Source organism: Streptomyces sp. NPDC048291 (genome assembly GCF_043201715.1).
In the GTDB taxonomy this organism is placed as follows: domain Bacteria; phylum Actinomycetota; class Actinomycetes; order Streptomycetales; family Streptomycetaceae; genus Streptomyces.
The window spans coordinates 88,063-110,357 of sequence record NZ_JBICZC010000015.1 but is presented as its reverse complement, the minus strand read 5'-3'; the positions used below and the strand labels follow the sequence as shown (position 1 = coordinate 110,357).

The window sequence follows — 22,295 nt, the reverse complement described above, 5'->3', positions numbered from 1 at the left end:
TGTGGAGGCTCGTGGAGAGGTGGGTCCGGCACCGGTCGCCGGGGCGGCGAGCCGGGCCGGTGGGTCAGGAGAGGTTGGAGCCGAGCTGGCTGTCGGTCTGGTCGAAGGCCTCGCCGACGGACTTCACGTACTGGCCGATCCCCTGGAGGCCCTGGTTGACCTGGTCGAAGCCCTTGGCGAACTCGTCGAAGAACGGCGAGAACTTCTGCTGGGCGGCCGGCGTGCTGTAACCGTCGGCGAGCAGGTTGGAGATCTTGCCCTTGACCTCGTTGAGCTTGTCCTGGAGCTGGGAGAAATCGTTGAGCAGGGCCTGCGAAGTGGAGGCGGTGGTGTCCGAGTTGACGCTGTAGTTGGGCATGGGAGTGCTCCTTGCTGGTTGTCGGTGCGATCCGTCCCTTCGGGGACGGAGGACTGGGTGCGGGGTGCGGGGGTGCGGGGTGCGCGAACCGCAGGGCGGCTAGCGGCCGTTGCCGCCGTCCTGTCCCTCGGCGGGGCTCGTCGGCGCGGTGACGAACCCGTCGCTCGACGGGGACGACGGCTCGCTGCCGGAGTTCGGCTGCAAGTCGGAGGTGCTGATCGGGGGGACGGCCGGCCGGCCCGGGGAGCTGCCGCCGTCCGGGGTGGCGGGAGCGGCGGGCGGCACATCGGGTGCGTGCGGGGTGGTCGGGGACGGCGGAACCGGTACGTTCGCCGGGTCCACCGGGGTCGGCGTCGCCGGGTGCGCCCCCGCCGGTGCGTCCACCGGAGCCGGCGTCGCCGGGCGCGAACCCGTCGGCGACGGCGGGACGGGCGCGTTCGCCGGATCCACCGGGACCGGAGTGGCAGGGCGCGGGCCGGTGGGTGACGGCGGGACCGGTACGTTCGCCGGGTCCGCCGGCGCCGGCGTCGCCGGGTGGGCCGCCGCCGACTCCGGTGTGTCCACCGGCGCCGGGGTCGTCGGCCGGGTGCCGGCGGGGGCGTCCGCAGGGGCCGGGGCGGCCGGTGGGGCGGCGGGGGGTGTGTGCGGCGAGCCGGTCGAGGGCCTGGGGCCGGTCTTGACGGGGATCTTGTCCGTGAGGCCGTCGATCGCGCGCCCCAGGCCCGCCTTGCCGACCGGCCCGGCGCCGAGTTTCGGTGCGGAGTTGGCGATCTCGCCGGCCGCGACCTCGTTGGGGTCGCCGCCCTGGGCGATGCCCACGCCGATCTTCGTCCCGAGGGTGGCGCCCTCCTCGACGAAGCCCCCGACCTGGTCGGCGGCCCGCTTGCCCACGGTGTCCCCGGCCGCGGGCTCCGTGGTGTCGCCGAACCGGCCGCCCTTGCCCTCCTCGACCGGAGGGTTCCCGCGGCTCTTGCCGATCTTTCCGATGCCGCCCTTGAAGGCGGCTCCGGCCACCGCCCCGGCCGCGGCCCCCGCGAACACACCGGCGGCCGTGATCTTGTCGCCGTTGGCCGCCTTGGCACCCGCCTCCAGCGCCGAGTTGGCGAGGAAACCACCGGTGACCTCGGTGGCGACCTTGCCGACGGGGTTGGCGAGGACGCCGCTCACGATCTTGCTGTTGGTGAGGGACTCACCGATCCTGGTGATCGACGCGGTGCTCCTGGCGATGAAGCCGGAGTTCTTCACGGCGGCCACGGCGGCGGGAGCGATCGCCTGGACGGCCTTGCCGCCGAGCTTCAGCAGGGCGCCGCCGGGGACGAGCCCGAGCAGGCCGACGACGAAGTCACCGGCCTTGATACCGCCGGTCTGACTCGCGATGACTTGGTTGAAGACGAACAACGCCCCGCCGAGCAGCGCCCCGACCACGGGGAAGAACACCGCGACCACGGCGATGAGGGCGGCCAGCAGGATCTGGACGAACGGGAAGTCCTTGAAGAAGTCGGCGATCTTCTGGAAGACGTTCCGCTCCGGAATCGCCTCCTGTGCCGCCCGGTCCAGCACGTCGGCGCACTGGCGCTGCGCGCGCTCCCGCATCGACCTGGCCTGTTCCGCCAGGCTCTTGGCCGCGTTCAGCTCCGAGCGGCCGGCGTCGATGGCGTCCTGGGTGCTGCGCGCCGCCGACTTCTCCGCGTCCGTCGGGTTCGGGCCGAGTTCCTTGAGCGTCTGGTTCGCCTGCGGTGCGGCGGCCCGCGCCTGGTCCACCGCCCGGTCGAAGGTGTCCTGGGCCTCGCGCAGTCGCGGCATGTAGTCGCTGTAGGCCTGGGCCGCGTCGTGGTAGGAGGTCATGGTCTTGGTCAGCTTGTCCGGGAGATCGTCGCCGATCTTCTCCTTCAGCTGGTCCATCGCCGAACCGCGGCCCTGCGAGATCGTGCCGTCCTTCTTCAGGACGTTGAGCGCCTTCTCCGCGGCGTCCCCGATGTCCCGGTACCGCCGCATCACGCCCTGGATCAGGTCGGGGTCGCCGGGCGTCGGGTCCGAGTCCATGCCGACCAGCTGGAAGTCCTCGGGACTCGCGTGCCGACGTGCCATTGGGGTCCCCCGGTCCGTGCCAGTTGGTGATGGTCGCCAGGTACACGGGATCGGCGTCGCGAAGGGTTCACACCCCGTTCGCGTCGAACGTTTTCACCGGGCGGCTCCGTGTAGTCGGTGCAACGGAACCAGGGAGGGCATGGGTGGACACGATGAGCAGCAGCGCGGACCGGGGATCGGGGCACGGGCCGGCGCCCCGGGCGGTACGGACACTTCTGCGTGCCCTGGTGGCGCTGCTGGCGGCATGCCTCGTGGCGCTGGGCGGGACCGGCGCCGCGCACGCGGCGGGGTCCGACGACGGCCTGGTCAAGGTGTTCGTGGTGCCCGACCCGGCGCAGAGTGGCGGGCAGCTCGCCACGCTGCCGTCGATCGCCGCCGCCACGCTGGGCGACGCCTCCCGGTCCGGCGAGATCCTGGACCTCAACCGCGGTCAGGCGCAGAAGGACGGCGGGGCCCTGAACGGCCCGGACGACCAGCTGCACCCGGGCTGGATCCTGCGGCTTCCGCAGGACGCCTCGGGACCCGACGTCCGACTGGCCCGGGACACCGGGAACCAGAGCACGAGCACCGCCTCCGCTCCCCCGGCCGCGGGCGGGCAGACGTCCACGACGTTCACCTTTCCGCTGGCCGCGGCCGTCGCGGTGCTCGGCACGATCCTGCTCGCCCTGGTCACCGCCGGTATCGTCGGCAGGCGCAAGGTGCGGATCGCGTACGACGCCGTACGGCGCGCCGTCCGCCGGCTCGGCGAACCGATGCGGCGCAGGCGCCGGCTGACGCAGCGCCAGGCGACGGCCCGCCGGTTCGCCACCGACGCGGAGGCGGTACGACGCGCCTACGGCACCCTCGGCGAGTTCGCGCCCACCCGGCAGCGGCCGGAGCGGCCGGTGCACGCGCTGCGCGTCGACGGCACGGGCGTGACGGTGTGGCTGACGGCCGCCGACACGGCCGACGCCCCGTGGACGAGCGTCGACGGCACCCGCTGGCGCCGCCCGGCGGCCGCCGCCGGCTGGCTGACCGGCGGCGAGGACACCGCCGTGACGGCACAGGCCGCGGTCGGCGCCGCCTGCCTGGTGCGGGCAGGCACCGACGCCGACGGCGAGCCGGTGTTCGTGGACCTCAGCCGCCTGGACGGCGTCCTCAGCGTGAGCGGTGACCAGGGCGTGGCCCGGGACGTCGTGCAGAACGTGCTGGCGGAGATCGCGCGGACCCGCCCGGAGACCCCGGTGACCGTGCTGCGCGGGGCGGACGGTGCCCTGCCGCTCACCGTGCCGTCGGGCCTCCGGCAGCTTCCCCGGGTCGACGCGCCCGCTCCGGTCCTGCCCGCCGCGGAGCAGGGGACGGTGCGTGCCGGGGCGGCGCGCAGGCCGGTGCGGGGCCTGGTCGTGGTGGCCGGGACGCCGGGCGAGGCGGCGGCGGCCGAGCTGGCCGCGCTGTGCGGCCCCGGCGGCGCGGGCTGGACCGGCCTGGTGTGCGGGGAGGCCGCCGGCGCGCACTGGCGCTGGCGGACCGACGCCGACGGCCATGTCGACATCCCGGTGCTGGACGTGCGGCTCACCGTTCCGGCGTGAGCTCCCGACCGGCCTTGGCGCGCAGGGTGCTGAGGGCGTAGTGCCGCCGGGACTTGACGGTTCCGGCGGGTATGCCGAGGAAGCCGGCCGTCTCCTGCGCCGTCCGGCCGCACAGGTAGGTGTGCAGCAGGACCTCCCGGTGCTCGGGGGACAGCTGCCGCAGCAGGTCGGTGGCCTCGACCGCGGCCAGCACGGCGCCGGAGTGGTCGGGCAGCGGCACGTCGCGGTCGTCCGCGCCGATGGTCTCGTGCCGGGCGGTGGCGCTGCGCATCCGGTCGACGACCAGGTTGCGGGTCACCTTGAGCAGCCAGCCCCGTACCGATCCCTCGGTGCTGTAGAGGCGTTCCGCGTGCGGCCAGGCGCGGATGAGGGCCTCCTGGACGATGTCCTCGGCCGTGTGACGGTCGTTCAGCAGCTTCTCGGCATAGGCGAGCAGTGCCTTGGCGTGGTCGGACATCATGGTGTGCAGCAGCTGGTCGCGACGCGCGGCCGAGGCGGTGGCCGCGTGCGTGGTCGTGGTCATCTTCGAGTCCTGACGGGGAATGCGGTACGCGCCTCCGCCCCGGACGGAGCGGAGCGGGGAGCGTAGGCAGGGCCCGCTTCCGGAACTCTGACGGTTAACTGACGCGGCACCGGAGCGGGTGCGGCGAGGTCCGTCAGCCGCTCGCGGACGTCGGTGGCATCCGGGTGGTCGATCTCCTGGAGGATGCCGAGCGCCTCGCGCCAGGCGAGCGCGGCCTGCGCGTCGTCGAGGGCCGCGCGGTGCGTGTCGCCGATGTGCACCAGCGTGTCGGCCTCCAGGTAGCGGTCGCGGATCTCCCGGTAGAGCTCAAGCGCGTGCCGGTAGCAGTCCAGCGCGCGGTCGTACCGCCCCAGGTGGTGGTGGGCGTAGCCGAGGCTGTCCCAGGCGGCGGCCTCGCCGTTGCGGTCGCCCGTCTCCCGGTGGACCCGCAGTGCCCGGCCGCACTGCTCCAGGGCGTCCTCGTACCTGCCCATGAGGATGTACGTCCAGCCGACCTCGTTGGCGATCACCGCCTGGACGCTTCGCTGTCCGGCCTCCCGGTAGAGGGCGCCGGCCCGGTCGTAGTGGTCGAGGGCCGCCGCGTGGCGTTCCCGCCGGTTGGCGAGGAAGGCGGCGTAGCGGTGGGTCCTGCCCTGGCCGGCCCGGTCGCCGATCTCGCCGAACAGCTCCAGGGCGAGCAACAGGTGCGCGTCGGCGTCGTCCCACCGCCCGAGACGGCCGCTGACGAAGCCGAGCGCCCGGTGCCCGTACGCCTGGCCGCGTATGTCGCCGAGGCGCTGGGCGGCCCCGACGGCCGTGGTCTGTGCGCGGAGTTGCTCCTCCCAGCGCCCGATGCGGTCGAGGTACAGCTCGAGGGTGGCGGCCAGTTGCCAGCTGTGTTCGCCGCTGCCGTGCCGGGCGTCCTGCTCGATCACCGCGAGCAGGACGGACCGGTTGGTCTCCAGCCACCGGTCCGCGGCTGCCTGGTCGGGCAGCCGCGGGACGGTCACCCCGGTCGCGTGCGGCCGTAGCCGGACGCGTTCCCGGCTCGGTGCGAGGACGCTGTCGGCCGCGTACGCACCGTGCAGGTAGTGGTCGAGCAGGCGGCGCCGGGCGGCGATCAGCTCCTGCGCCGTCTCCTGCGCCGGGGCCAGTTCGCCGGCGTAGGCGCGCAGCAGTTCATGGCAGCCGTAACGGCCCGGCACGGGCTCCGTGATCAGGTGGGCGCGGGCCAGCTCCGCGAGCAGCGGCCGGACCTGGCCGGTCCGCTGCCCGGCCAGGCTGGCGACGGCGGCGAGCGCGCAGTCGAGCCCCGGATGCAGGGCCAGCAGGCGGAACACGCGGGCGGCGGCGGGGGTGAGGAGCTGGTACGACCAGGAGAACGCGCTGCGTGCGTCCGCGGCCGGGGCCTCGCCGGAGAAGGCGTCGAGGCTCTCCTCGCTGTCGTGGAGTTCGGCGGCGACGGACGCGAGCGGGAACGTCGGGTTCACCACCGCGCGGGCGCTGACGACGGCCAGCGCCAGCGGGAGCCGTCCGCACAGGGCGATGATCTCGGCGACGGCGGCGGGTTCACGGGCGACCCGTTCGGCGCCGAGCCGGCAGGTCAGGAACGCGTGCGCGTCCGCGTCGCTGAGGACGTCCAGGCTCAGTGGGTGGGCTCCCTCGCCGGCCACCAGGCCGTAGAGCTGGTTGCGGCTGGTGACGACGGCCATGGAGCCGGGTGTGCCGGGCAGCAGGGGCCGGACGTGCTCGGTGTCCCGCGCGTTGTCGAGGACGACGAGGACCCGCCGGCCGGCGAGCAGGCTGCGGTAGAGCGCGGCCTGGGCGTCCAGGCCCGCGGGGATGCGCTGGGCGGGGATGCCGAACGCGTCGAGGAAGGACCGTATCGCCTCCGCCGTGCTCATCACCGAGCCGGTCGGGTGGAAGCCGCGCAGGTTGACGTAGAGCTGTCCGTCGGGGAAGCGGGCGGCGACGCTGTGCGCCCAGTGCACGGCGAGGGTGGTCTTGCCGACGCCGGCCATGCCGCCGATGACGCTGATCACCACGGCCGACGCCGGTTCGTCGGCGGCGGGCAGCAGTGCCTTGATGCGGGCGAGTTCGTCGCTTCGGCCGGTGAAGGCGGCCAGATCGACGGGGAGTTGGGCGGGCCGCACGGTGGGGACGGCTTCCGGCCGGGCCGCCTCGGCATCGGCCGTCGGGTCCGGCTCCGCGCCGGAAGCCGCCGGTTCGGTGCCCGCGGAGGGGTGGTGGGTACGGCCGAGGACGCGCCGCTGGGCGGCCTGGAGTTCGGGGCCCGGCTGGACGCCGAGTTCGTCGGCGAGCCGGGTGCGTACGGTCCGGTGGACGTCCAGGGCCTCCGCCTGGTGCCCGGTGGCGGCGAGCACCAGGATCAGTCTGGCCTGCAGTCCTTCGTCGAGGGGGTGCTGGGCGGCGGCCTGCCGGAGCGTGACCAGGACCCGGGCGCCGAGGCCGCCGCCGGCCTCCAGGGCCAGTTCGGCGGCCTCCTTGACGGCGGCGAGGTGCTCGTCGTCGAGTGCGGTGAAGGCGGGGTGGGACCGCACCTCGGGCGCGATGCCGGAGGCCGCGGGACCGCGCCACAGGGCCAGTGCCTCCATCAGCAGCTCGGTGGCGGCGGCCGGCAGGCCGTTCTGCGCCGCCTGGTCCGCCTGCCGGCGCAGCGCCCGGAAGCGGAGCAGGTCGAGGGAGTCGGCGTCGACCTGCAGGCGGTATCCGCCCGAGCCCCGCACCAGCCAGCGGGATTCGCCCCGGGCCGGGAGGTCGGGTTCGAGGAGCCGGCGCAGTGCTCCGACGTGCCGCTGGACGACGTTCACGGCGCTGTCCGGCGGGTCCTCGCCCCACAACGCGTCGACGATCTCGTGGACGGCGACCGGATGCCCCGCCTCGGTCAGCAGCAACGCGAGCAGCGCGCGTTCCTTGGGCGGTCCCAGCACCAGTTCCGTGTCGCCGCGCCAGGCCCGGACGGGTCCGAGCACGGCGAATCGTGTTTGCACCGGGTCCCCTGTACCGAATGTGACGACATGCGAGGCCGACGTGTCCGCTTTCGCGGGCACGCGGCACCGGACGAGCATAGAGTCCGCGCGAACCCGACGGCGCACGGTTGTCCCGCCGTGGTGCGTCGCCCGCGGCCGACCGGTCGCACGCGGCATGCCTCACTTGAGGCCGCTGAGCATGACACCCCTGATGTAGTACTTCTGGAGCAGCAGGAAGAGGACGAGCACCGGGAGGACGCTCAGGACCAGTCCGGCCATGACGATGGGCAGGGTGCGGGTCGGGTCGACGTAGTCCTGGAGGAGCTGGATGCCGACGGGCAGGGTCATCACGTCCGGGTCGGCGGTGGAGACGAGCAGGGCCCAGATGTACTCGTTCCAGGCGTCGACGAAGGTGAGCAGGCCGAGGGTGACCAGGACCGGCTTGGTCTGCGGGACGACGATCCGCCACCACACGGCGAACTCGCCGGCGCCGTCGATGCGCGCCGCCTCCAGGACCTCGTCCGGGATGGAGACCATGAACTGGCGGGTCAGGAAGATCCCGAAGCTGCTGACGAGGAACGGCATGGCGAGCGCCACGATGCTGACGGTCAGTCCCGCGCCGCCGCGCCCGAGCAGGTCGTTGCCGCCGGCCAGCGGCCAGTGAACCAGGATCAGGAAGTGCGGGATGAAGAAGAGGAACGGCGGGAACATCATCGTCGACAGCACGAGCCGGAAGACGAAGTCCCGGCCGGGGAAGCGGAGTTTGGCGAGCGCGTAGCCCGCGAGCGACGACGTGAGCAGCACCGAGCCGGTGATCGTGGCCGTGGCGACGACGCTGTTGCGGAAGAGCACCGGCAGGTCAAGCTGGTGGATCGCCGCCCGGTAGTTGGACAGGTCGAACGCCTTCGGCAGGAACCGGTACGGCAGCGTGCCCGCCTCGTCGGGCCCCTTGAAGGACGTCATCAGCATGTCGGCGAACGGCACCACCGTGAGCACCGCGCCGGTGACCACCAGCAGATACGACAGCCACGGGAAACGGCGGCGGATCACGCGTCCTCCCCCTTGCGCCGGAAGAGCCACAACTGCACGAGGGTGACCGCGAGGACCACCGCGAACAGTACGAAGGCGGCGGCGCTCGCGGTGCCCCAGTCGCCGTAGGAGAAGGCCTGCCGGTACATCTCCAGGGCGGCCACGTCGGTGGCGTCCCCGGGTCCGCCCTTGGTCATCACGATGATCAGGGCGAAGGACTGGAGGCCGGTGAGGAACTGGGTGACGCACACGAACAGCAGCGACGGCCGCAGCAGCGGCAGCGTGATCCGCCAGAAGACGGTCGCGGGCCCGGCGCCGTCGAGCGCGGCGGCCTCGTAGTACGACTCGGGGATGGACTTCAGCCCGGCGGTCAGGACCAGGATCGCCGAGCCGACGGAGGCCCAGGCCTGGACGACCACCACGGCGGGCAGGGCGGTGTCCGGGTCCTGGAGGAAGGCCACCGAGCCGAGGCCGACGGCGTTGAGGACGCCGTTGACGAGGCCGCCCGGCTGGTACATGTACTTCCAGACGTTGCCGACGGCGACGACGGTGGTGACGATCGGCAGGAAGTACAGGGTGCGCCACAGCCCCTGGAACCGCAGTTTGTCGATGCAGGTGGCGACGAGCACCGAGCCGGCGAGCGCGAGGGCCACGGTGCCCAGGGCGAAGAGCAGTGTGTTGGTGAGGACCGGCGCCAGGAACGTGGAGCCGTCGGCGAACAGGCCGGCGAAGTTGTCCAGGCCGACGGGGTCGATGTCGCCGAGGTCGAACCCGGCCCAGCGGGACGTCGACAGGAGCACCGCGAAGCCGAGGGGCAGGGCGAGGAAGACGGCGTAGAACAGCAGGGTCGGCGCCAGGAAGAGGTAGGCGACGGCGGCCTGGCGGCGCCGGTGCCGGGCGCGGACACGGACTCCGAGGGCGGTGGACCCGTCGTGCGCCGCCCGTTCGGTCGGCTCCGGTGCCAGGGTGGCGTTCACCATGACCGCGCCACCTCCTGGTCGACCTGGCGGCGGGTGGCGCGCAGGGCCTCGTCGACGGTCTGCTGACCGGTCCACAGGGCCTCGATGTTCTTGCGCAGCAGCGACTTGGCCTGCTGGGCGCCCGCCACGTTCGGTTCGGGTACGGCGTAGGCCAGCGCGTCCAGGAACGCGTGCAGGTTCGGGTCGCCGCCGGTGCCGAGCAGTCTGCGCATGTCGTCGGCGCGGCCGGTGAGGGAGCCGACCGACGCCTGCAGGGCGCTCATCCGGGTCGTGCCGTGTACTTTCTCGGCGTTGAGCCAGCGCAGGAACTCCCAGGCTTCACGGGGGTGTTCGCTGGCGGTGTTGACGCCGAGCATGAAGCCGGTGGAGAGCGTGGCGCGTCTGCCGCCGGCCTCGGGGAGAGGCACGGGGGCGACGCCGACGTCGCGGTAGGCGGGGCCCATCAGCGCCTTCAGGTTCGCGGTCCACCAGCCGGCGCTGATCACCATGGCGACCTGTCCGGAGGCGAACGCCTGGTAGACGTTGACGCCGGGGGCGCTGGCGCCCTTGTCGACGAGGCGGCGCTCCAGGTCGAACACGGCGCGGCCGGTCGGCGAGTCGATGGCGGTCCGTCTGCCGTCGGCCGAGACGAACCGCCCGCCGGCGGCGTTGAGCAGGGCGAGGGTCTGGCCGACGGTCGTGGAGTCGTCGAAGGCCGACAGGCCGAACCCCTGGACCAGCGTGTTGCCGTACCGGTCCTGCCGGGCGGTCCGGTAGGCGGCCTCCTCCAGGTCCGCCCAGGTGCGCGGCGGACCGTCGACACCGGCCTCGCGCAGCAGCCGCCGGTTGTAGTAGAGGGCGTACGTCTGCATCTCGGTGGGGTAGCCGTAGACCCTGCCCCCGACCGAGGCGGAGCCGACCGCGGCGGAGCCGTAACCGCGGCCGATCTCCGCGGCGTGCTCGGGCGGCGCGGGCCGCAGCACCCCGGCGCGGACGAGCTGGCCGTTCCACAGGCAGTACGGGTGCAGGATGTCCGTGCCCTGGCCCGCGGCCTGCCGGACCATGACGGTGGTCAGCAGGTCGGTGAACTCGACGGCCTTCGTCCGTACCTGGACCCGGTCGTGCAGGGCGTTCCACTCGTCCACCGGTCCCTGGAGCGCCTTCTTGAGCTCCCCGCTCGCGTAGTGGGAGAGCAGGGTGAGGACGACCGGGTCGCCGGGCCGCCCGGTCCCCTGGTGCGGGGCCGCGCAGCCGGAGGCGAGGAGCGCGGCGGGCAGGCCGAGCGCGAAGTGACGACGGCTCAGTGACGGTGTCACCGGGCGGCCTCCCTGCGCATCACCCTGAAGACCCGGGTCGTGGTGAAGCCGCTCTTGCGGTAGAGGTGGCCGGCCGGGGACTGGGCGCCGGTCCACAGGAACCAGGCGGAGTGCGCGCGCAGCGCCCGCATCCGCTCCAGGACGAGGTGGAGCAGGACTTCGCCGAGTCCGGTGCCGCGCATCTCCTCCAGCACGCCGATCGGCCCGAACCGTTCGTCGACCGAGTCGAACGCCCCGTGCATGGCCCAGCCGACCGTCCGGCCGCCGGGGTCGCGGGCCACGACGATCCGGTCGAGGGGGGTGCCCGCGGTCAGGCAGGCCCGGATCGTGCAGGCCCAGTCCGGCCCGAAGTGGTCACCGGCGAGGGCCAGCAGGTCCACCAGGTCGTCGTCGGCCGGGGTGGCGAACCGGTAGCCGCGCGCGGTCAGTTCGGCGACCCGCAGCGCGATCTCGTCCGGGAGGCGGTAGCCGACCAGGACGCGGTCCATCGCCGCCGCCTCGTACAGGGTGCGGAAACCCAGGGAGTCCAGCAGCCCCGCCGCCTGCGGGTAGGCCTCGGCGTCCAGGCCGGGGAAGACGTAGTTCGGGGTGTACGAGGAGAAGTCCACCCGCGTCCGGCCGTGGGCGCCCAGCCAGTCGAGGGCCTCGGTGAGCAGCCGGCGGCCGAGACCGCGCCCGCGGGCGTCCGGGTCGACGAAGAAGAACGGGATCCAGCCCTGCTCCGGCTCCAGGTCGGTGCCGGCCATCGGGGTCAGCCGGCGCACCGCGTAGGCGGCGCCGACGACCCGTTCGCCGTCGACGGCGACCCGCAGCCCCTCCGGGTCGAAGTTGGGGTCGAGCAGCACCAGGGAGCGGAACCGGTCGGCGGTGATCGGGTCGGCCGGCGCGCTCCGGCGCCACGCCGCCACCACCTGCGGTCCGTCCCCGGCGCGGAAGCCGCGGATCCCGGCCTGGGTCGGCGTCGGGAGAGTCGTGAGATCCGTCATCGACGGGTGTCCTTCCGAGCGGGGCGGCAGGCTGTCGCGGAGGGAACAGCCGGTCTCAGGGGTAGAGCAGGACGTCGTCGCCGGCCCATCGGGCGGGCGGGGCCGGCGGGTCGCACAGCGGCAGCGGGTCCTCGCCCGCGTCGACGGCGCGCCGCAGCCGGTCGGATCCCCACAGCAGGTCGACGAAGTGCCGGTGTCCGGTCCCCTCGGCGCCTTCGTCCGTGGTGTGCCAGGCGAAGTCGTCCGGGTACAGCCGGCGGAGCACGGCGAGCATCGCGACGGCGGTGCGGACGGGGGTGAACGCCGCGCGGTCGGTGATGTGGAGCTGGACCCCGCGCAGCTGCCGTCCGGCGTGCTTGTGGAAGGCAGGCACGAACCGCAGGTCGCGGAAGTGCACGCCGGGCAGGGCGAGTTCGGCGAGCGCGGGCGCGAACCGGGCGTCGAGGTAGGGGGCGCCGACGATCTCGAAGGGCTGGGTGGTGCCCCGGCCCTCCGAGAGGTTCGTGCCCTCGAAGAGGCTGGTGCCGGGGTACACGGCGGCGGTGGCGGGCGTCGGGATGTTCGGCGAGGGGGCGATCCAGGGCAGGCCGGTGGCGGTGGCGTCCAGGGCGCGCCGCCAGCCGAGGGCCTCGATCACCGTCAGGTCGGCCGGGCGGCCCGCCGCCCTGGGCACGGCCGAGGCGTTGAGATGCCGGGCGAGTTCACCGCAGGTGAGGCCGTGCCGGACGGGGATCGGGGCGCGGCCGACGAAGCCGGCCCACGCCGGTTCCAGCAGCGGGCCCTCGCTGACGAGTCCGCCGAGCGGATTGGGCCGGTCGGCGACCACGAACCGGATGCCGGTGCGGGCCGCCGAGACCATCAGGTCGAACATGGTCCACACGTAGGTGTAGCAGCGGGTCCCGATGTCCTGGAGGTCGTGGACCAGGGCGTCGACGCCGCTGTCGATCAGCAGCTTGTCGAGCCGTTCGCCGTCGCGGCGGTAGGTGTCGTGGACCGGCAGGCCGGTGCCGGGGTCGGTCCGGGCCGTCTCGCTCTCGCCGGCCTGGCCGGTCCCGTGCAGTCCGTGTTCGGGACCGAACAGGGCGACCAGGGGCGCGCCGGCCGCGAGCAGCGCGGGGGCGGCCGGGCGCAGGTCCGGCAGGACACCGGTGTGGTTGGTGACCAGCCCGAAGCGGCCGGGTCCGGCGAGTGCGGGCGCCGCGTGCAGTCGTGCGATCCCGGTCGTCACCGTGCCGCGGTCGTCCGTGCTCATCCCTTGCCCCGTCCGCCGGTGAGATCTCCCTCAAGCAATGGTCAGGAATGTACTCTTTCATCCCGTAATTCCGGCAGGGAATCGCGGGGAACCGGATTGCCCCGATGGTGTGACGACGCCGGTCCCGCCGACTCCCGTGCGCGTCGCGGACGTTGGTACGGGCATGGGCCTCAGAGACACCCCTTCCTTCGCCCAACTGTCCGACGCCTACTGGCTGGACAGTCCCCACCTGGGCGAGGACGTCCCCGACCCGGATCCCCCGGTCCCGCCGCCGTCCTTCGCCTGGCGGACGGCGATGGTCGGGCTGTCGGCACTCACGGTCGCGGTCGCCCTGGTCGTGGCGTTCGCGTGAGCCTCCGTCCGGCCGGACCGGGCGTCACGTCACGTCACGACACGCCGACGGACGTCCCCCGGACGTGGGACGTTTCCGTGTCGCTCGGGCACCCGGGTGCGGTGGCGGTGTGTGCTGGCGCCGGATCCCGGTGTGCCCGGGGTCCCGTCGGTCACCGCTTTTCACCGTTCACGAAGGACTTCACGATGCGCCTCCTCCGTCCGCTCGCCGTCACTCTCGGCGGGCTCGCCCTCACCGTCATCACCATGGGACCGGCGGCCGCCGCCGACGGGACGTTCGTCTGGGTGGGGCCGAAGGGCAAGGCGTACGCCGTCCAGAACCCGCCGGACCGCAAGTGCCTCGAAATGGCGCAGGAGGCGCGCGGGCCGCAGAACGCCACGAAGAAGGCGCTCGTCGTCTACAGCAAGGCGAAGTGCAAGGGCACCGCGCGCCGGGTCGCCCCCGGGCACTCGGCGCCCGGCAGCGTCCGTTTCGCCAGCGTGATGTTCAACCCCCGCTAGGCGGTCGGCGGTCCAGTTCCTCGGTGGCACCGGTCCCGACGCGGTGACCGGCGCCACCGGTCCGTCCCGGGCCGGTCAGACTCCCCCGGCCACCGCGACGCCCAGCCCGCACAGCACCACGCCGGTGACGATGTTCAGCCCGCGCCGCACCGCCGGCCGGGACACCAGGGCCCGGCCCCGGCCGACGGCCCAGGTGAAGAGCACGTACCAGGAGACGTTGACGAGGGCCCAGAGGACGCCCAGGGCGATGCTGCTCGGGAGGACGGGACCGTCCGTCGTGACGAACTGGGGCAGCACCGAGACGGCGAAGACGCCGGCCTTCGGGTTGCCCAGCGCCGTGCCCAGTCCGGCGCCGTACGCGCCCCGGAGTCCGGTGGGGCCCGCCGTCGCGGCGCACAGGGCCTCGTCGGCGGTCTGCTTCACCGCCGCCCTGAGGGTGTTGAACCCCAGCAGGAGCAGCACCGCTCCGCCCGCGAGCCGGACCAGCAGATAGGCGTGCGGGTTGGCGAGGAGCACCGCCGAGAGGCCCACCGCGGCGGCGGTCGACCAGACGAGCAGTCCGGTGGCGTTGCCCGCGATGGTGGCCCGGGCCGGGCGCGGGCCGAGTTCCAGGACCTGGCGGACCATGAGGGCCTGGCCGGCGCCCGGGAGCATGGCCAGCAGCCAGGTGGTGATCACGAACAGGGGCAGATGGGTGGGCACGGTGTCGCCGGCCTTCTTCCTGGTGCGGGGCGGATGATCCGTCACCAGGCTGGCGCGGGACGTGTGTGAAGAGAAGTCAGAGCCCTGCTGGTCAGCATTAAGATATTTGAATGCTGATGCCCTCGGATCCTGGTCAGCTGCGCCTGCTCGCCATGATCGGCCGCCATGGCTCGCTCACCGGCGCCGCCCATGCCCTCGGCGTGACCCCGGCCGCGGTGACCCAGCAGGTGGCCCGGGCGGAACGGGACTGGAACGCGCCGCTGGTGGTGCGGGGACCGCGCGGCGCGACGCTCACGGCGGCCGGGGCGCTGCTCGCCGAGCACGGGCGGGTCGTCGACGAGCAGACGGAACTGGCCGCGGACCGGCTCGCCGCGCTCCTCGGCCGCCTGTCGCTGCGCCTGCGGGTGGGCACCTTCCTGGCCGCGGGGCTGCACCTGCTCCCACCCGCCCTGACAGCGCTGCGCCACCGGTATCCGGAGGCCGACGTGTCGGTGGAGGACCTGCTGTCGAGCCGTGGGGTCGAACAGGTCGAGGCGGGAGAGTTCGACGTCGGGGTGATCGCCTCCTGGGGCACTCCCCCGCAAGCGCCCCCGCACATCACCGTGCACACGCTGCTGCGGGACCCCATGGTGGTCGTCCTGCCCGACGACCACCCGCTGGTCGCCCGGTCCCCCCATGGCACTCCCTTGCGTCTCGAGCAGCTCCGGGACGAGTCGTGGGTCACCATCCTGGCCGGGCATGCCGCCCACGAACAGCTCCACCGCGCGGCGGGCGACGCCGGGTTCACGCCCAGGGTCCGATTCCAGACGGCGTCCTACGACCTCGCCCAGGCGCTTGTGGGCACCGGCATCGGCGTGGCCCTGGTCTCCCGGATGGCCCTCACCCCCGTGCCGGGCACCACGCACCGGGCCCTCGCCGACCCCGCGCTCCACCGGGACGTGCATACCGTGACCCGCTCCGACACCGCCCTCACCCCGCTGGCAGACGTCTTCCGGGACCTGCTCCTCGACGTGGCCGCCGACCTGCGGGGCGCCTGGACGTCACAGGGGTGACCTGGCGACCGCCACGACATACGCGCCGAACAGCAGCGACACCGCCGCGAGCGCGCCGACGACGAGGACGACCCGGGCCGGCCCGACGCGCCGGCTCCTGACCAGGGCACGGGCCAGCGGGATCAGGAGCGGGAAGGCCGGCGGGACGGAGGACGTGCTCACGCTCCGACCTTCGGCAGCGGCCCGCGGCCCCGCAACACGGCACGGAGGTTTCTTACGGTCTTCCGCCCGGGTTCAGAACTTCGCGACCCGCATCACACCCGGACCCCCTTGATCGATCATTCACCGGCCGGTTTACCATATGAGCGCCACCCAGCTCGATCGAGAGATTCAGGTCTGTGACTGTCAACGACGACTCGTTCACCAACTGGAAGAACCGCGAGGAGATCGCGGAGTCGATGATCCCGCTCATCGGGAAGCTGCACCGGGAGCGGGACGTGACGGTCCTCCTCCACAGCCGCTCCCTGGTGAACAAGTCGGTGGTCAGCATCCTCAAGACCCACCGCTTCGCCCGCCAGATCGACGGCGCCGAGCTGTCGGTCACCGAGACGATGCCGTTCCTGCGGGCGCTCACCGCGCTCGACCTCGGTCCCGCCCAGATCGACATCGGCATGCTCGCCGCGACCCACAAGGCCGACGAGCGCGGCCTGAGCGTCGAGGCGTTCACCGCGGAGGCGGTCGCCGGGGCCACCGGCGCCAACAAGATCGAGCAGCGCGAGCCGCGGGACGTCGTCCTGTACGGCTTCGGCCGCATCGGCCGCCTGGTCGCCCGGCTGCTCATCGAGAAGTCCGGCTCCGGCAACGGCCTCAGGCTGCGCGCCATCGTGGTGCGCGGCGCGGGCGGCGAGGACATCGTCAAGCGCGCCTCGCTGCTGCGCCGCGACTCCATCCACGGCCAGTTCCAGGGCACCATCACCGTGGACGAGGAGAACAGCACGATCCTCGCCAACGGCAACGAGATCAAGGTGATCTACGCCGACGACCCGTCCGCCGTGGACTACACGGAGTACGGCATCCGGGACGCCATCCTCATCGACAACACGGGCAAGTGGCGCGACCGCGAGGGCCTGTCGAACCACCTGCGCCCGGGCATCGACAAGGTCGTCCTGACCGCGCCCGGCAAGGGCGACGTCCCGAACATCGTGCACGGCGTCAACCACGACACCGTCAAGCCGGACGAGCAGATCCTGTCCTGCGCCTCCTGCACCACCAACGCGATCGTGCCGCCGCTGAAGGCGATGGCCGACGAGTACGGGGTGCTGCGCGGACACGTGGAGACGGTCCACTCGTTCACCAACGACCAGAACCTGCTGGACAACTACCACAAGTCGGAGCGCCGCGGCCGGTCCGCGCCGCTCAACATGGTGATCACCGAGACGGGTGCCGCCTCCGCCGTCGCCAAGGCGCTGCCCGACCTGAAGGCGCGGATCACCGGCAGTTCGATCCGGGTCCCGGTGCCGGACGTGTCGATCGCGATCCTCAACCTCCAGCTGGCCCGCGAGGCCTCCCGCGAGGAGGTGCTCGACTACCTCCGCGAGGTGTCGCTGACCTCGCCGCTCAAGCGCCAGATCGACTTCATCACCGCCCCCGACGCGGTCTCCAGCGACTTCATCGGCTCGCGCCACGCGTCGATCGTCGACGCCGGCGCGCTGAAGGTGGAGGGCGACAACGCGATCCTCTACCTCTGGTACGACAACGAGTTCGGCTACTCCTGCCAGGTGGTCCGGGTCGTCCAGCACGTCTCGGGCGTCGAGTACCCGACGTTCCCGTCCCCGGCGGTCTGACGCCCTTCCCCTCCGCCGGCCCGGTTCCCTGTGCGCACAGGGAACCGGGCCGTCCGCGCTCTTGACGCGATCACGGCCCGATGGCAACTTTTTATCGATACAAACGAGGTCCCGAACCACGTTCCACATATCGAACAATCTGCCTCTCCGGACAGGAGTGCCCGCGTGCCCACCGCCACCGCGATCATCAACCTCGACATCGAGGGTCCGACGATCAGCCGCCACCTCTACGGCCACTTCGCCGAGCACCTCGGCCGCTGCGTCTACGGCGGCTTCTGGGTCGGCGAGGACTCCCCCATCCCGAACGAGGGCGGCATCCGCCTCGACGTCGTGGCGGCGCTGCGCGCCCTGGACATCCCCAACCTGCGCTGGCCGGGCGGCTGTTTCGCCGACGAGTACCACTGGCGGGACGGCGTCGGCCCGCGCGAGCGGCGCCCCCGCATGGTCAACACCCATTGGGGCAACGTCGAGGAGAACAACCACTTCGGCACCCACGAGTTCATGGCCCTGTGCGAACTGCTGGGCGCCGAGCCCTACATCAACGGCAACGTCGGCTCCGGCACCGTCCGCGAGATGAGCGAGTGGGTGGAGTACCTCACCCGGGACGGCGACAGCCCGATGGTGCGGCTGCGCAAGGACAACGGGCGCGAGGAGCCCTGGCGGGTCAGGTACTGGGGCATCGGCAACGAGACCTGGGGCTGCGGCGGCAACATGCGCGCCGAGTACTCCGCCGACCTGGCCCGCCAGTACGCCACCTACTGCCGCGACCACGGCGACAACCAGCTCTACCGCATCGCCTCCGGCGCCTCGGACGACGACTACAAGTGGACCGAGACCCTGATGCAGCAGATCAGCTGCTTCGGCTGCGAGGCCACCCCGAAGAACTTCTTCCAGGGCATCTCCGTCCACCACTACACGCTCTCCGGCCCCTGGGAGGCCAAGGGCAGCGCGACCGGGTTCGACACCGACGACCACTACCGCACGATGGTCCAGGCCCGGAAGATCGACACCATCCTCACCGGCCACTCCACGGTCATGGATCTCTACGACCGGGGGCGAACGGTCGGCCTGGTCCTGGACGAGTGGGGTACCTGGTGGGACGTGGAACCCGGCACCAACCCGGGCTTCCTGTTCCAGCAGAACACCCTGCGCGACGCGCTGGTCGCGAGCACCCACTTCGACATCTTCCACAAGCACGCCGCCCGCCTGCACATGGCCAACATCGCCCAGACCGTCAACGTCCTCCAGGCCATGCTCCTCACCGACGGCGACGCCCTGGTCCTGACCCCGACCTACCACGTCTTCGAGATGAACAAGGGCCATCAGGACGCCACCTCGCTCCCCGTGCACCTGCGCGGCGAGGGCACCCGGCGCACGGTCGGGGACGAGGAGCTGGAGACGGTGTCCGCCTCGGCCAGCGTCAAGGACGGCACCGTGCTGATCTCGCTGAGCAACCTGGACGCGGAGGAACCGGCCGAGGTCGCCCTCGACCTGCGCGGCGGCGCCCTCGGCGAACCGTCCGCCCGGATCCTCACGGCCGACAAGCTCCAGGCCCACAACACCCCGGAGGCGTCGACGGCCGTGTCCCCCCGGTCGTTCGACGGCGTGTCCGTGACCGCCGGCGGACTCCGGCTCACCCTCCCGCCCCACTCGTTCGTCACCGTCCAGGCTCCCCTGGACCGGCAGTGACCCGCAGGAGCGCGCACATGACCCGATCCGCACGCCCGCTGCCCGCCCGCCACCTGCGCCCGCCCATGGGCTGGAACAGCTGGGACTGCTACGGCACCACCGTCACCGAGGAAGAGGTCCTCGCCAACGCCGGGTTCATGCGCGAGCACCTGCTCCCGCACGGCTGGGACACCGTCGTCGTCGACATCCAGTGGTACGAGCCCACCGCCCGCGCCCACGGCTACAACCCGGACGCCCCGCTCGTCCTCGACGGCCACGGCCGCCAGCTCCCCGCCCCCAACAGGTTCCCCTCCGCGGCGGGCGGGGCGGGCTTCGGGCCGCTGGCCGAGCGGGTGCACGCCATGGGCCTGCGGTTCGGGCTGCACATCATGCGGGGCATCCCACGGCGCGCGGTGGCGGCCGGACTGCCGGTGCTCGGCACGGAGTTCACGGCCGCGGACGTGGCCGACACCGACTCCGTGTGTCCGTGGAACTCCGACAACTACGGCCTGGACCACGACCACCCCGGCGCCCAGGCCTACTACGACTCGCAGGTCGCCCAGTTCGCCGCCTGGGGCGTGGACTTCGTCAAGGCCGACGACATGCTCTTCCCGTACCACGAGCGGGAGATCGCCGCCTACGCGCGGGCGATCGAGCGCAGCGGACGGCCGATCGAGCTGAGCCTCTCCCCCGGTACCGACATGTCCGTCGCCCGCCTGGACCACCTGCGGGAGCACGCCACCATGTGGCGGGTCTGCGACGACCTGTGGGACCGCTGGGAGGACGTCGAGGCGCAGTTCGCGCGGATGGCCCGCTGGGCCCCCTGGCAGGGCCGGCCGGGCTGGGCGGACGCCGACATGCTGCCGCTGGGCCACATCGGGATCCGCGCCGAGCGCGGCGCGGACCGCCAGTCCCGCCTCACCTCTCCCGAGCAGGTCAGCCTGCTCACCCTCTGGCTGATCTCCCGCTCCCCGCTGATGATGGGCGGCGATCTGCCCACGTCCTCTCCCGAGACCGTCGAACTGCTCACCAACGACGAGGCGCTCGACGTGCTGTGGCACAGCACCGGCAACCGGGAGGTGCTGCGGGAGCGGGACCTGGTGCTGTGGACCGCCCGCGACACCGACGGGCACACCCGGTACGCGGCGGTGTTCTCGCTCGCCGACGAGGAACGGCGCGTCGAGGTGCCGCTGGGATCGATCGGCGCCACCTCAGGCGACCGTGTCCGGGAGGTGTGGACCGGCGCCGACACCGACCACGACGGCCGGCGGCTGGTCGCCGTGCTGCCCGCCCACGGCGCGGCCCTCTATCGTCTTGCCGAGGACAGCCGGCGGGAGTGAGTGTGGCGACGATCCAGGACGTGGCGAAGGCGGCCGGGGTGTCGGCGATGACCGTCTCCAACGTGATGAACGGGCACCCGAACGTCCGCCCGGCCACCCGGGAGCGGGTCCTGGAGGCGATGGACCGGCTCGGCTACCGGGTCAACGTGGCCGCCCGCAACCTCCGCAAGGGCCGCACCGGGACCATCGGCCTCGCCGTCCCCGAGATCAACCGCCCGTACTACGGCCGGCTGGCCGCCGCGATCATCGCGGCGGCCGGCCGGCACGGCCTGCGGGTGAGCATCGAGCAGACCGGCGCCCGCCGCGAGAGCGAGCTGGCCGCCCTCTCCCTGTCCCGCAACCGGCTCTACGACGGGCTCATCCTCAGCACGGTCGGCATGGGCCCGGCCGATGTCGGGGCGCTCGACGTCGACCACCCGGTGGTGATCCTCGGCGAGCGGATCTTCGGCGGGCCCGTCGACCACGTCGCCATGCCGAACGAGGCCGCCGCCGAGGCCGCGACCCGCCATCTCGTCGAGCGGGGCTGCCGGCGGATCGCCGTCGTGTGCGGGCGGCTGGGCGGCGAGGCCGGCGTGTCGACCCTGCGGCACGCCGGGTACCTGCGGGCGCTGACGGCCGCGGGGCTGCCGTCGGACCCGGAGCTGGTGGTGACCGCCGAGGAGCTCACCATGCAGGCGGCCGCCCGCGGGGTCCGGGAGCGGATGGCGGCGGGCCTCGCCTTCGACGGCGTGTTCTGTGTGACGGACACGGTGGCCATGGGCGTGCTGCGCGCTCTCGCCGACGCCGGGATACGGGTGCCGGAGCAGGTCAAGGTGATCGGCTTCGACAACGTCGACGAGAGCGCCTACCTCGTCCCCTCCCTGTCCACCGTCGACCCGGACCACGACCTGATGGCCGAACGCGCGGTCGCCCTGCTGGCGGCCCGCATCGACCGGGGCGGGCCGGGGCCGGAGCGGGAGGAGTTCGCCGGTCCGTTCCGGCTGGTGGTGCGGGAGTCCACGGGCGGCTGACCCGGCGGCACCGGCGCGGCGCCGGAGCAGGTGACAGAGCACGTGTCAGAGAAGGTGTCAGACCAGGTGGGCGAAGACCACCAGGTTCTCCGTGTAGTCCCTGACGTCGTGGTCGTAGTCGCCTGCACAGGTGATCAGGCGTACCTCGGGGCGGCGGGTGTCGGCGTAGACGCGGTCGCTGGGGAAGTCGTCCTTGGCGAAGGTCTCGGCGTCGTCGACCACGAATTCCGCTTGCGTGCCGTCGGCCCGGTCCACCGTGAAGCGGTCGCCGCGCTCCAGTTCGTCCAGTCTGGCGAAGACGGCCGCCGAGGTCACGGTGTCGACGTGGCCCGCGATGATCGAGGTGCCCGCCTCGCCGGGTGCCGCGCCCTTGGAGTACCAGCCGACGAGGTTGGTGTTGGCGGACGGCGGGGGCTGGAGCTGGCCCGTGGAGCCGATGGTGAGGGCGGTGAAGGGGGCGTCGACGGCGATCTTCGGGATGAGCAGGCGGATCGGCGTGGACCGGGACAGCGCCTCGCCGGTCCCGAGCGGATCGGCCGAGGGGACGGCGTCCGTGCTCTCGGCCCTGGTGGTGCCGGTGGTGTCGGTGCCGCCGGTGTGTCCGCCGATCAGCGCCACGGCGACGAGCAGGGCGGCGATGCACCACACGGGCAGTCGTCCGCCGGACGGGGAGCCGCCGGAGCCGTCCCGGTCGTCGGGAGCGTCGGGGCCGGCGGGGGCTTCCGGGGTCTGGGTGGCGGGGCCAGCTGCCATCGGAGGTCACCTTTCTGGGGCACGGCAGCGGGAGGGCGGGACACAGGGGGCACGGTGCCGTCGGAGTGTGGAGCGCCGACGGCACC

General features: G+C 72.9%; 20 protein-coding genes. 8 read left to right on the top strand and 12 right to left on the bottom strand.

Features of this window, described 5'->3' with window-relative positions; translation table 11 throughout:
* Window positions 1-64: 64 nt before the first annotated feature.
* On the bottom strand, window positions 65-358 hold the full coding sequence (locus tag ACGF5O_RS36915; protein ID WP_351716361.1) for a WXG100 family type VII secretion target: 294 nt from the start codon (window positions 356-358) through the stop codon (window positions 65-67).
* A 99-nt stretch (window positions 359-457) separates the two neighbouring features.
* A complete protein-coding gene (locus ACGF5O_RS36910) occupies window positions 458-2,446 on the bottom strand; it encodes a putative T7SS-secreted protein (RefSeq protein ID WP_393814281.1) in 1,989 nt (662 codons plus the stop codon).
* 143 nt (window positions 2,447-2,589) lie between these two features.
* On the opposite strand from ACGF5O_RS36910, the gene ACGF5O_RS36905 reads away from it, so the two are divergent.
* Window positions 2,590-4,014, top strand: coding sequence for a hypothetical protein (locus tag ACGF5O_RS36905; RefSeq protein ID WP_393814280.1), 1,425 nt, complete (start codon window positions 2,590-2,592; stop codon window positions 4,012-4,014).
* Here ACGF5O_RS36905 and ACGF5O_RS36900 read toward each other — a convergent pair.
* The 7 genes from ACGF5O_RS36900 to ACGF5O_RS36870 all read right to left on the bottom strand — a co-directional run bounded on the left by ACGF5O_RS36900 (window position 3,998) and on the right by ACGF5O_RS36870 (window position 13,048).
* A complete protein-coding gene (locus tag ACGF5O_RS36900; protein ID WP_393814279.1) occupies window positions 3,998-4,537 on the bottom strand; it encodes a sigma-70 family RNA polymerase sigma factor in 540 nt (179 codons plus the stop codon). The genes ACGF5O_RS36905 and ACGF5O_RS36900 overlap by 17 nt on opposite strands.
* Complete coding sequence (locus ACGF5O_RS36895) at window positions 4,534-7,527, bottom strand: BTAD domain-containing putative transcriptional regulator (protein WP_393814278.1); 2,994 nt, start codon at window positions 7,525-7,527, stop codon at window positions 4,534-4,536. The genes ACGF5O_RS36900 and ACGF5O_RS36895 overlap by 4 nt, the downstream gene beginning before the upstream one ends.
* 159 nt (window positions 7,528-7,686) lie before the next feature.
* Window positions 7,687-8,556: a carbohydrate ABC transporter permease gene (locus ACGF5O_RS36890; RefSeq protein ID WP_393814277.1), complete on the bottom strand. Its 870-nt coding sequence runs from the start codon at window positions 8,554-8,556 to the stop codon at window positions 7,687-7,689.
* Entirely contained in the window at window positions 8,553-9,515 is a 963-nt protein-coding gene (locus tag ACGF5O_RS36885) for a carbohydrate ABC transporter permease (protein ID WP_393814276.1), read from the bottom strand. The genes ACGF5O_RS36890 and ACGF5O_RS36885 overlap by 4 nt, the downstream gene beginning before the upstream one ends.
* On the bottom strand, window positions 9,509-10,810 hold the full coding sequence (locus ACGF5O_RS36880; protein ID WP_393814275.1) for an ABC transporter substrate-binding protein: 1,302 nt from the start codon (window positions 10,808-10,810) through the stop codon (window positions 9,509-9,511). Before ACGF5O_RS36880 ends, ACGF5O_RS36885 begins: the two co-directional genes overlap by 7 nt.
* A complete protein-coding gene (locus ACGF5O_RS36875; protein WP_393814274.1) occupies window positions 10,807-11,796 on the bottom strand; it encodes a GNAT family N-acetyltransferase in 990 nt (329 codons plus the stop codon). The genes ACGF5O_RS36880 and ACGF5O_RS36875 overlap by 4 nt, the downstream gene beginning before the upstream one ends.
* A gap of 55 nt (window positions 11,797-11,851) precedes the next feature.
* Window positions 11,852-13,048, bottom strand: coding sequence for an exo-beta-N-acetylmuramidase NamZ domain-containing protein (locus ACGF5O_RS36870; protein ID WP_393814273.1), 1,197 nt, complete (start codon window positions 13,046-13,048; stop codon window positions 11,852-11,854).
* Window positions 13,049-13,211: 163 nt separating this feature from the next.
* On the opposite strand from ACGF5O_RS36870, the gene ACGF5O_RS36865 reads away from it, so the two are divergent.
* Window positions 13,212-13,400 carry a hypothetical protein gene (locus ACGF5O_RS36865; RefSeq protein WP_393814272.1) on the top strand — a complete coding sequence of 63 codons (189 nt, stop codon included), beginning with the start codon at window positions 13,212-13,214 and terminating at the stop codon, window positions 13,398-13,400.
* Window positions 13,401-13,585: 185 nt separating this feature from the next.
* Window positions 13,586-13,900: a hypothetical protein gene (locus ACGF5O_RS36860; protein WP_393814271.1), complete on the top strand. Its 315-nt coding sequence runs from the start codon at window positions 13,586-13,588 to the stop codon at window positions 13,898-13,900.
* A gap of 75 nt (window positions 13,901-13,975) precedes the next feature.
* On the opposite strand, the gene ACGF5O_RS36855 is transcribed toward ACGF5O_RS36860, so the two are convergent.
* The gene (locus ACGF5O_RS36855; protein WP_393814270.1) at window positions 13,976-14,647 is read right to left on the bottom strand and encodes a LysE family translocator; all 672 of its coding nucleotides are present in this window, start codon (window positions 14,645-14,647) and stop codon (window positions 13,976-13,978) included.
* A 65-nt stretch (window positions 14,648-14,712) separates the two neighbouring features.
* Here ACGF5O_RS36855 and ACGF5O_RS36850 point away from each other — a divergent pair, with 65 nt between their 5' ends.
* Complete coding sequence (locus tag ACGF5O_RS36850) at window positions 14,713-15,654, top strand: LysR family transcriptional regulator (protein WP_393814269.1); 942 nt, start codon at window positions 14,713-14,715, stop codon at window positions 15,652-15,654.
* On the opposite strand, the gene ACGF5O_RS36845 is transcribed toward ACGF5O_RS36850, so the two are convergent.
* Complete coding sequence (locus ACGF5O_RS36845) at window positions 15,643-15,816, bottom strand: hypothetical protein (RefSeq protein ID WP_393814268.1); 174 nt, start codon at window positions 15,814-15,816, stop codon at window positions 15,643-15,645. The genes ACGF5O_RS36850 and ACGF5O_RS36845 overlap by 12 nt on opposite strands.
* A gap of 176 nt (window positions 15,817-15,992) precedes the next feature.
* Here ACGF5O_RS36845 and ACGF5O_RS36840 point away from each other — a divergent pair, with 176 nt between their 5' ends.
* The 4 genes from ACGF5O_RS36840 to ACGF5O_RS36825 all read left to right on the top strand — a co-directional run bounded on the left by ACGF5O_RS36840 (window position 15,993) and on the right by ACGF5O_RS36825 (window position 21,456).
* Entirely contained in the window at window positions 15,993-17,438 is a 1,446-nt protein-coding gene (locus ACGF5O_RS36840; RefSeq protein ID WP_393814267.1) for a glyceraldehyde-3-phosphate dehydrogenase, read from the top strand.
* A gap of 165 nt (window positions 17,439-17,603) precedes the next feature.
* Window positions 17,604-19,127: an alpha-N-arabinofuranosidase gene (locus ACGF5O_RS36835; protein WP_393814266.1), complete on the top strand. Its 1,524-nt coding sequence runs from the start codon at window positions 17,604-17,606 to the stop codon at window positions 19,125-19,127.
* A gap of 17 nt (window positions 19,128-19,144) precedes the next feature.
* Window positions 19,145-20,446 (top strand): glycoside hydrolase family 27 protein, encoded by a 1,302-nt coding sequence (locus tag ACGF5O_RS36830; protein ID WP_393814265.1) that lies wholly within the window; start codon window positions 19,145-19,147, stop codon window positions 20,444-20,446.
* Between the two features lie 2 nt (window positions 20,447-20,448).
* Window positions 20,449-21,456 (top strand): LacI family DNA-binding transcriptional regulator, encoded by a 1,008-nt coding sequence (locus ACGF5O_RS36825; protein WP_393814264.1) that lies wholly within the window; start codon window positions 20,449-20,451, stop codon window positions 21,454-21,456.
* Between the two features lie 57 nt (window positions 21,457-21,513).
* Here the strand turns inward: ACGF5O_RS36825 and ACGF5O_RS36820 are convergent, their stop codons facing one another.
* The gene (locus ACGF5O_RS36820; protein ID WP_393814263.1) at window positions 21,514-22,209 is read right to left on the bottom strand and encodes a class F sortase; all 696 of its coding nucleotides are present in this window, start codon (window positions 22,207-22,209) and stop codon (window positions 21,514-21,516) included.
* Window positions 22,210-22,295 lie beyond the last annotated feature (86 nt).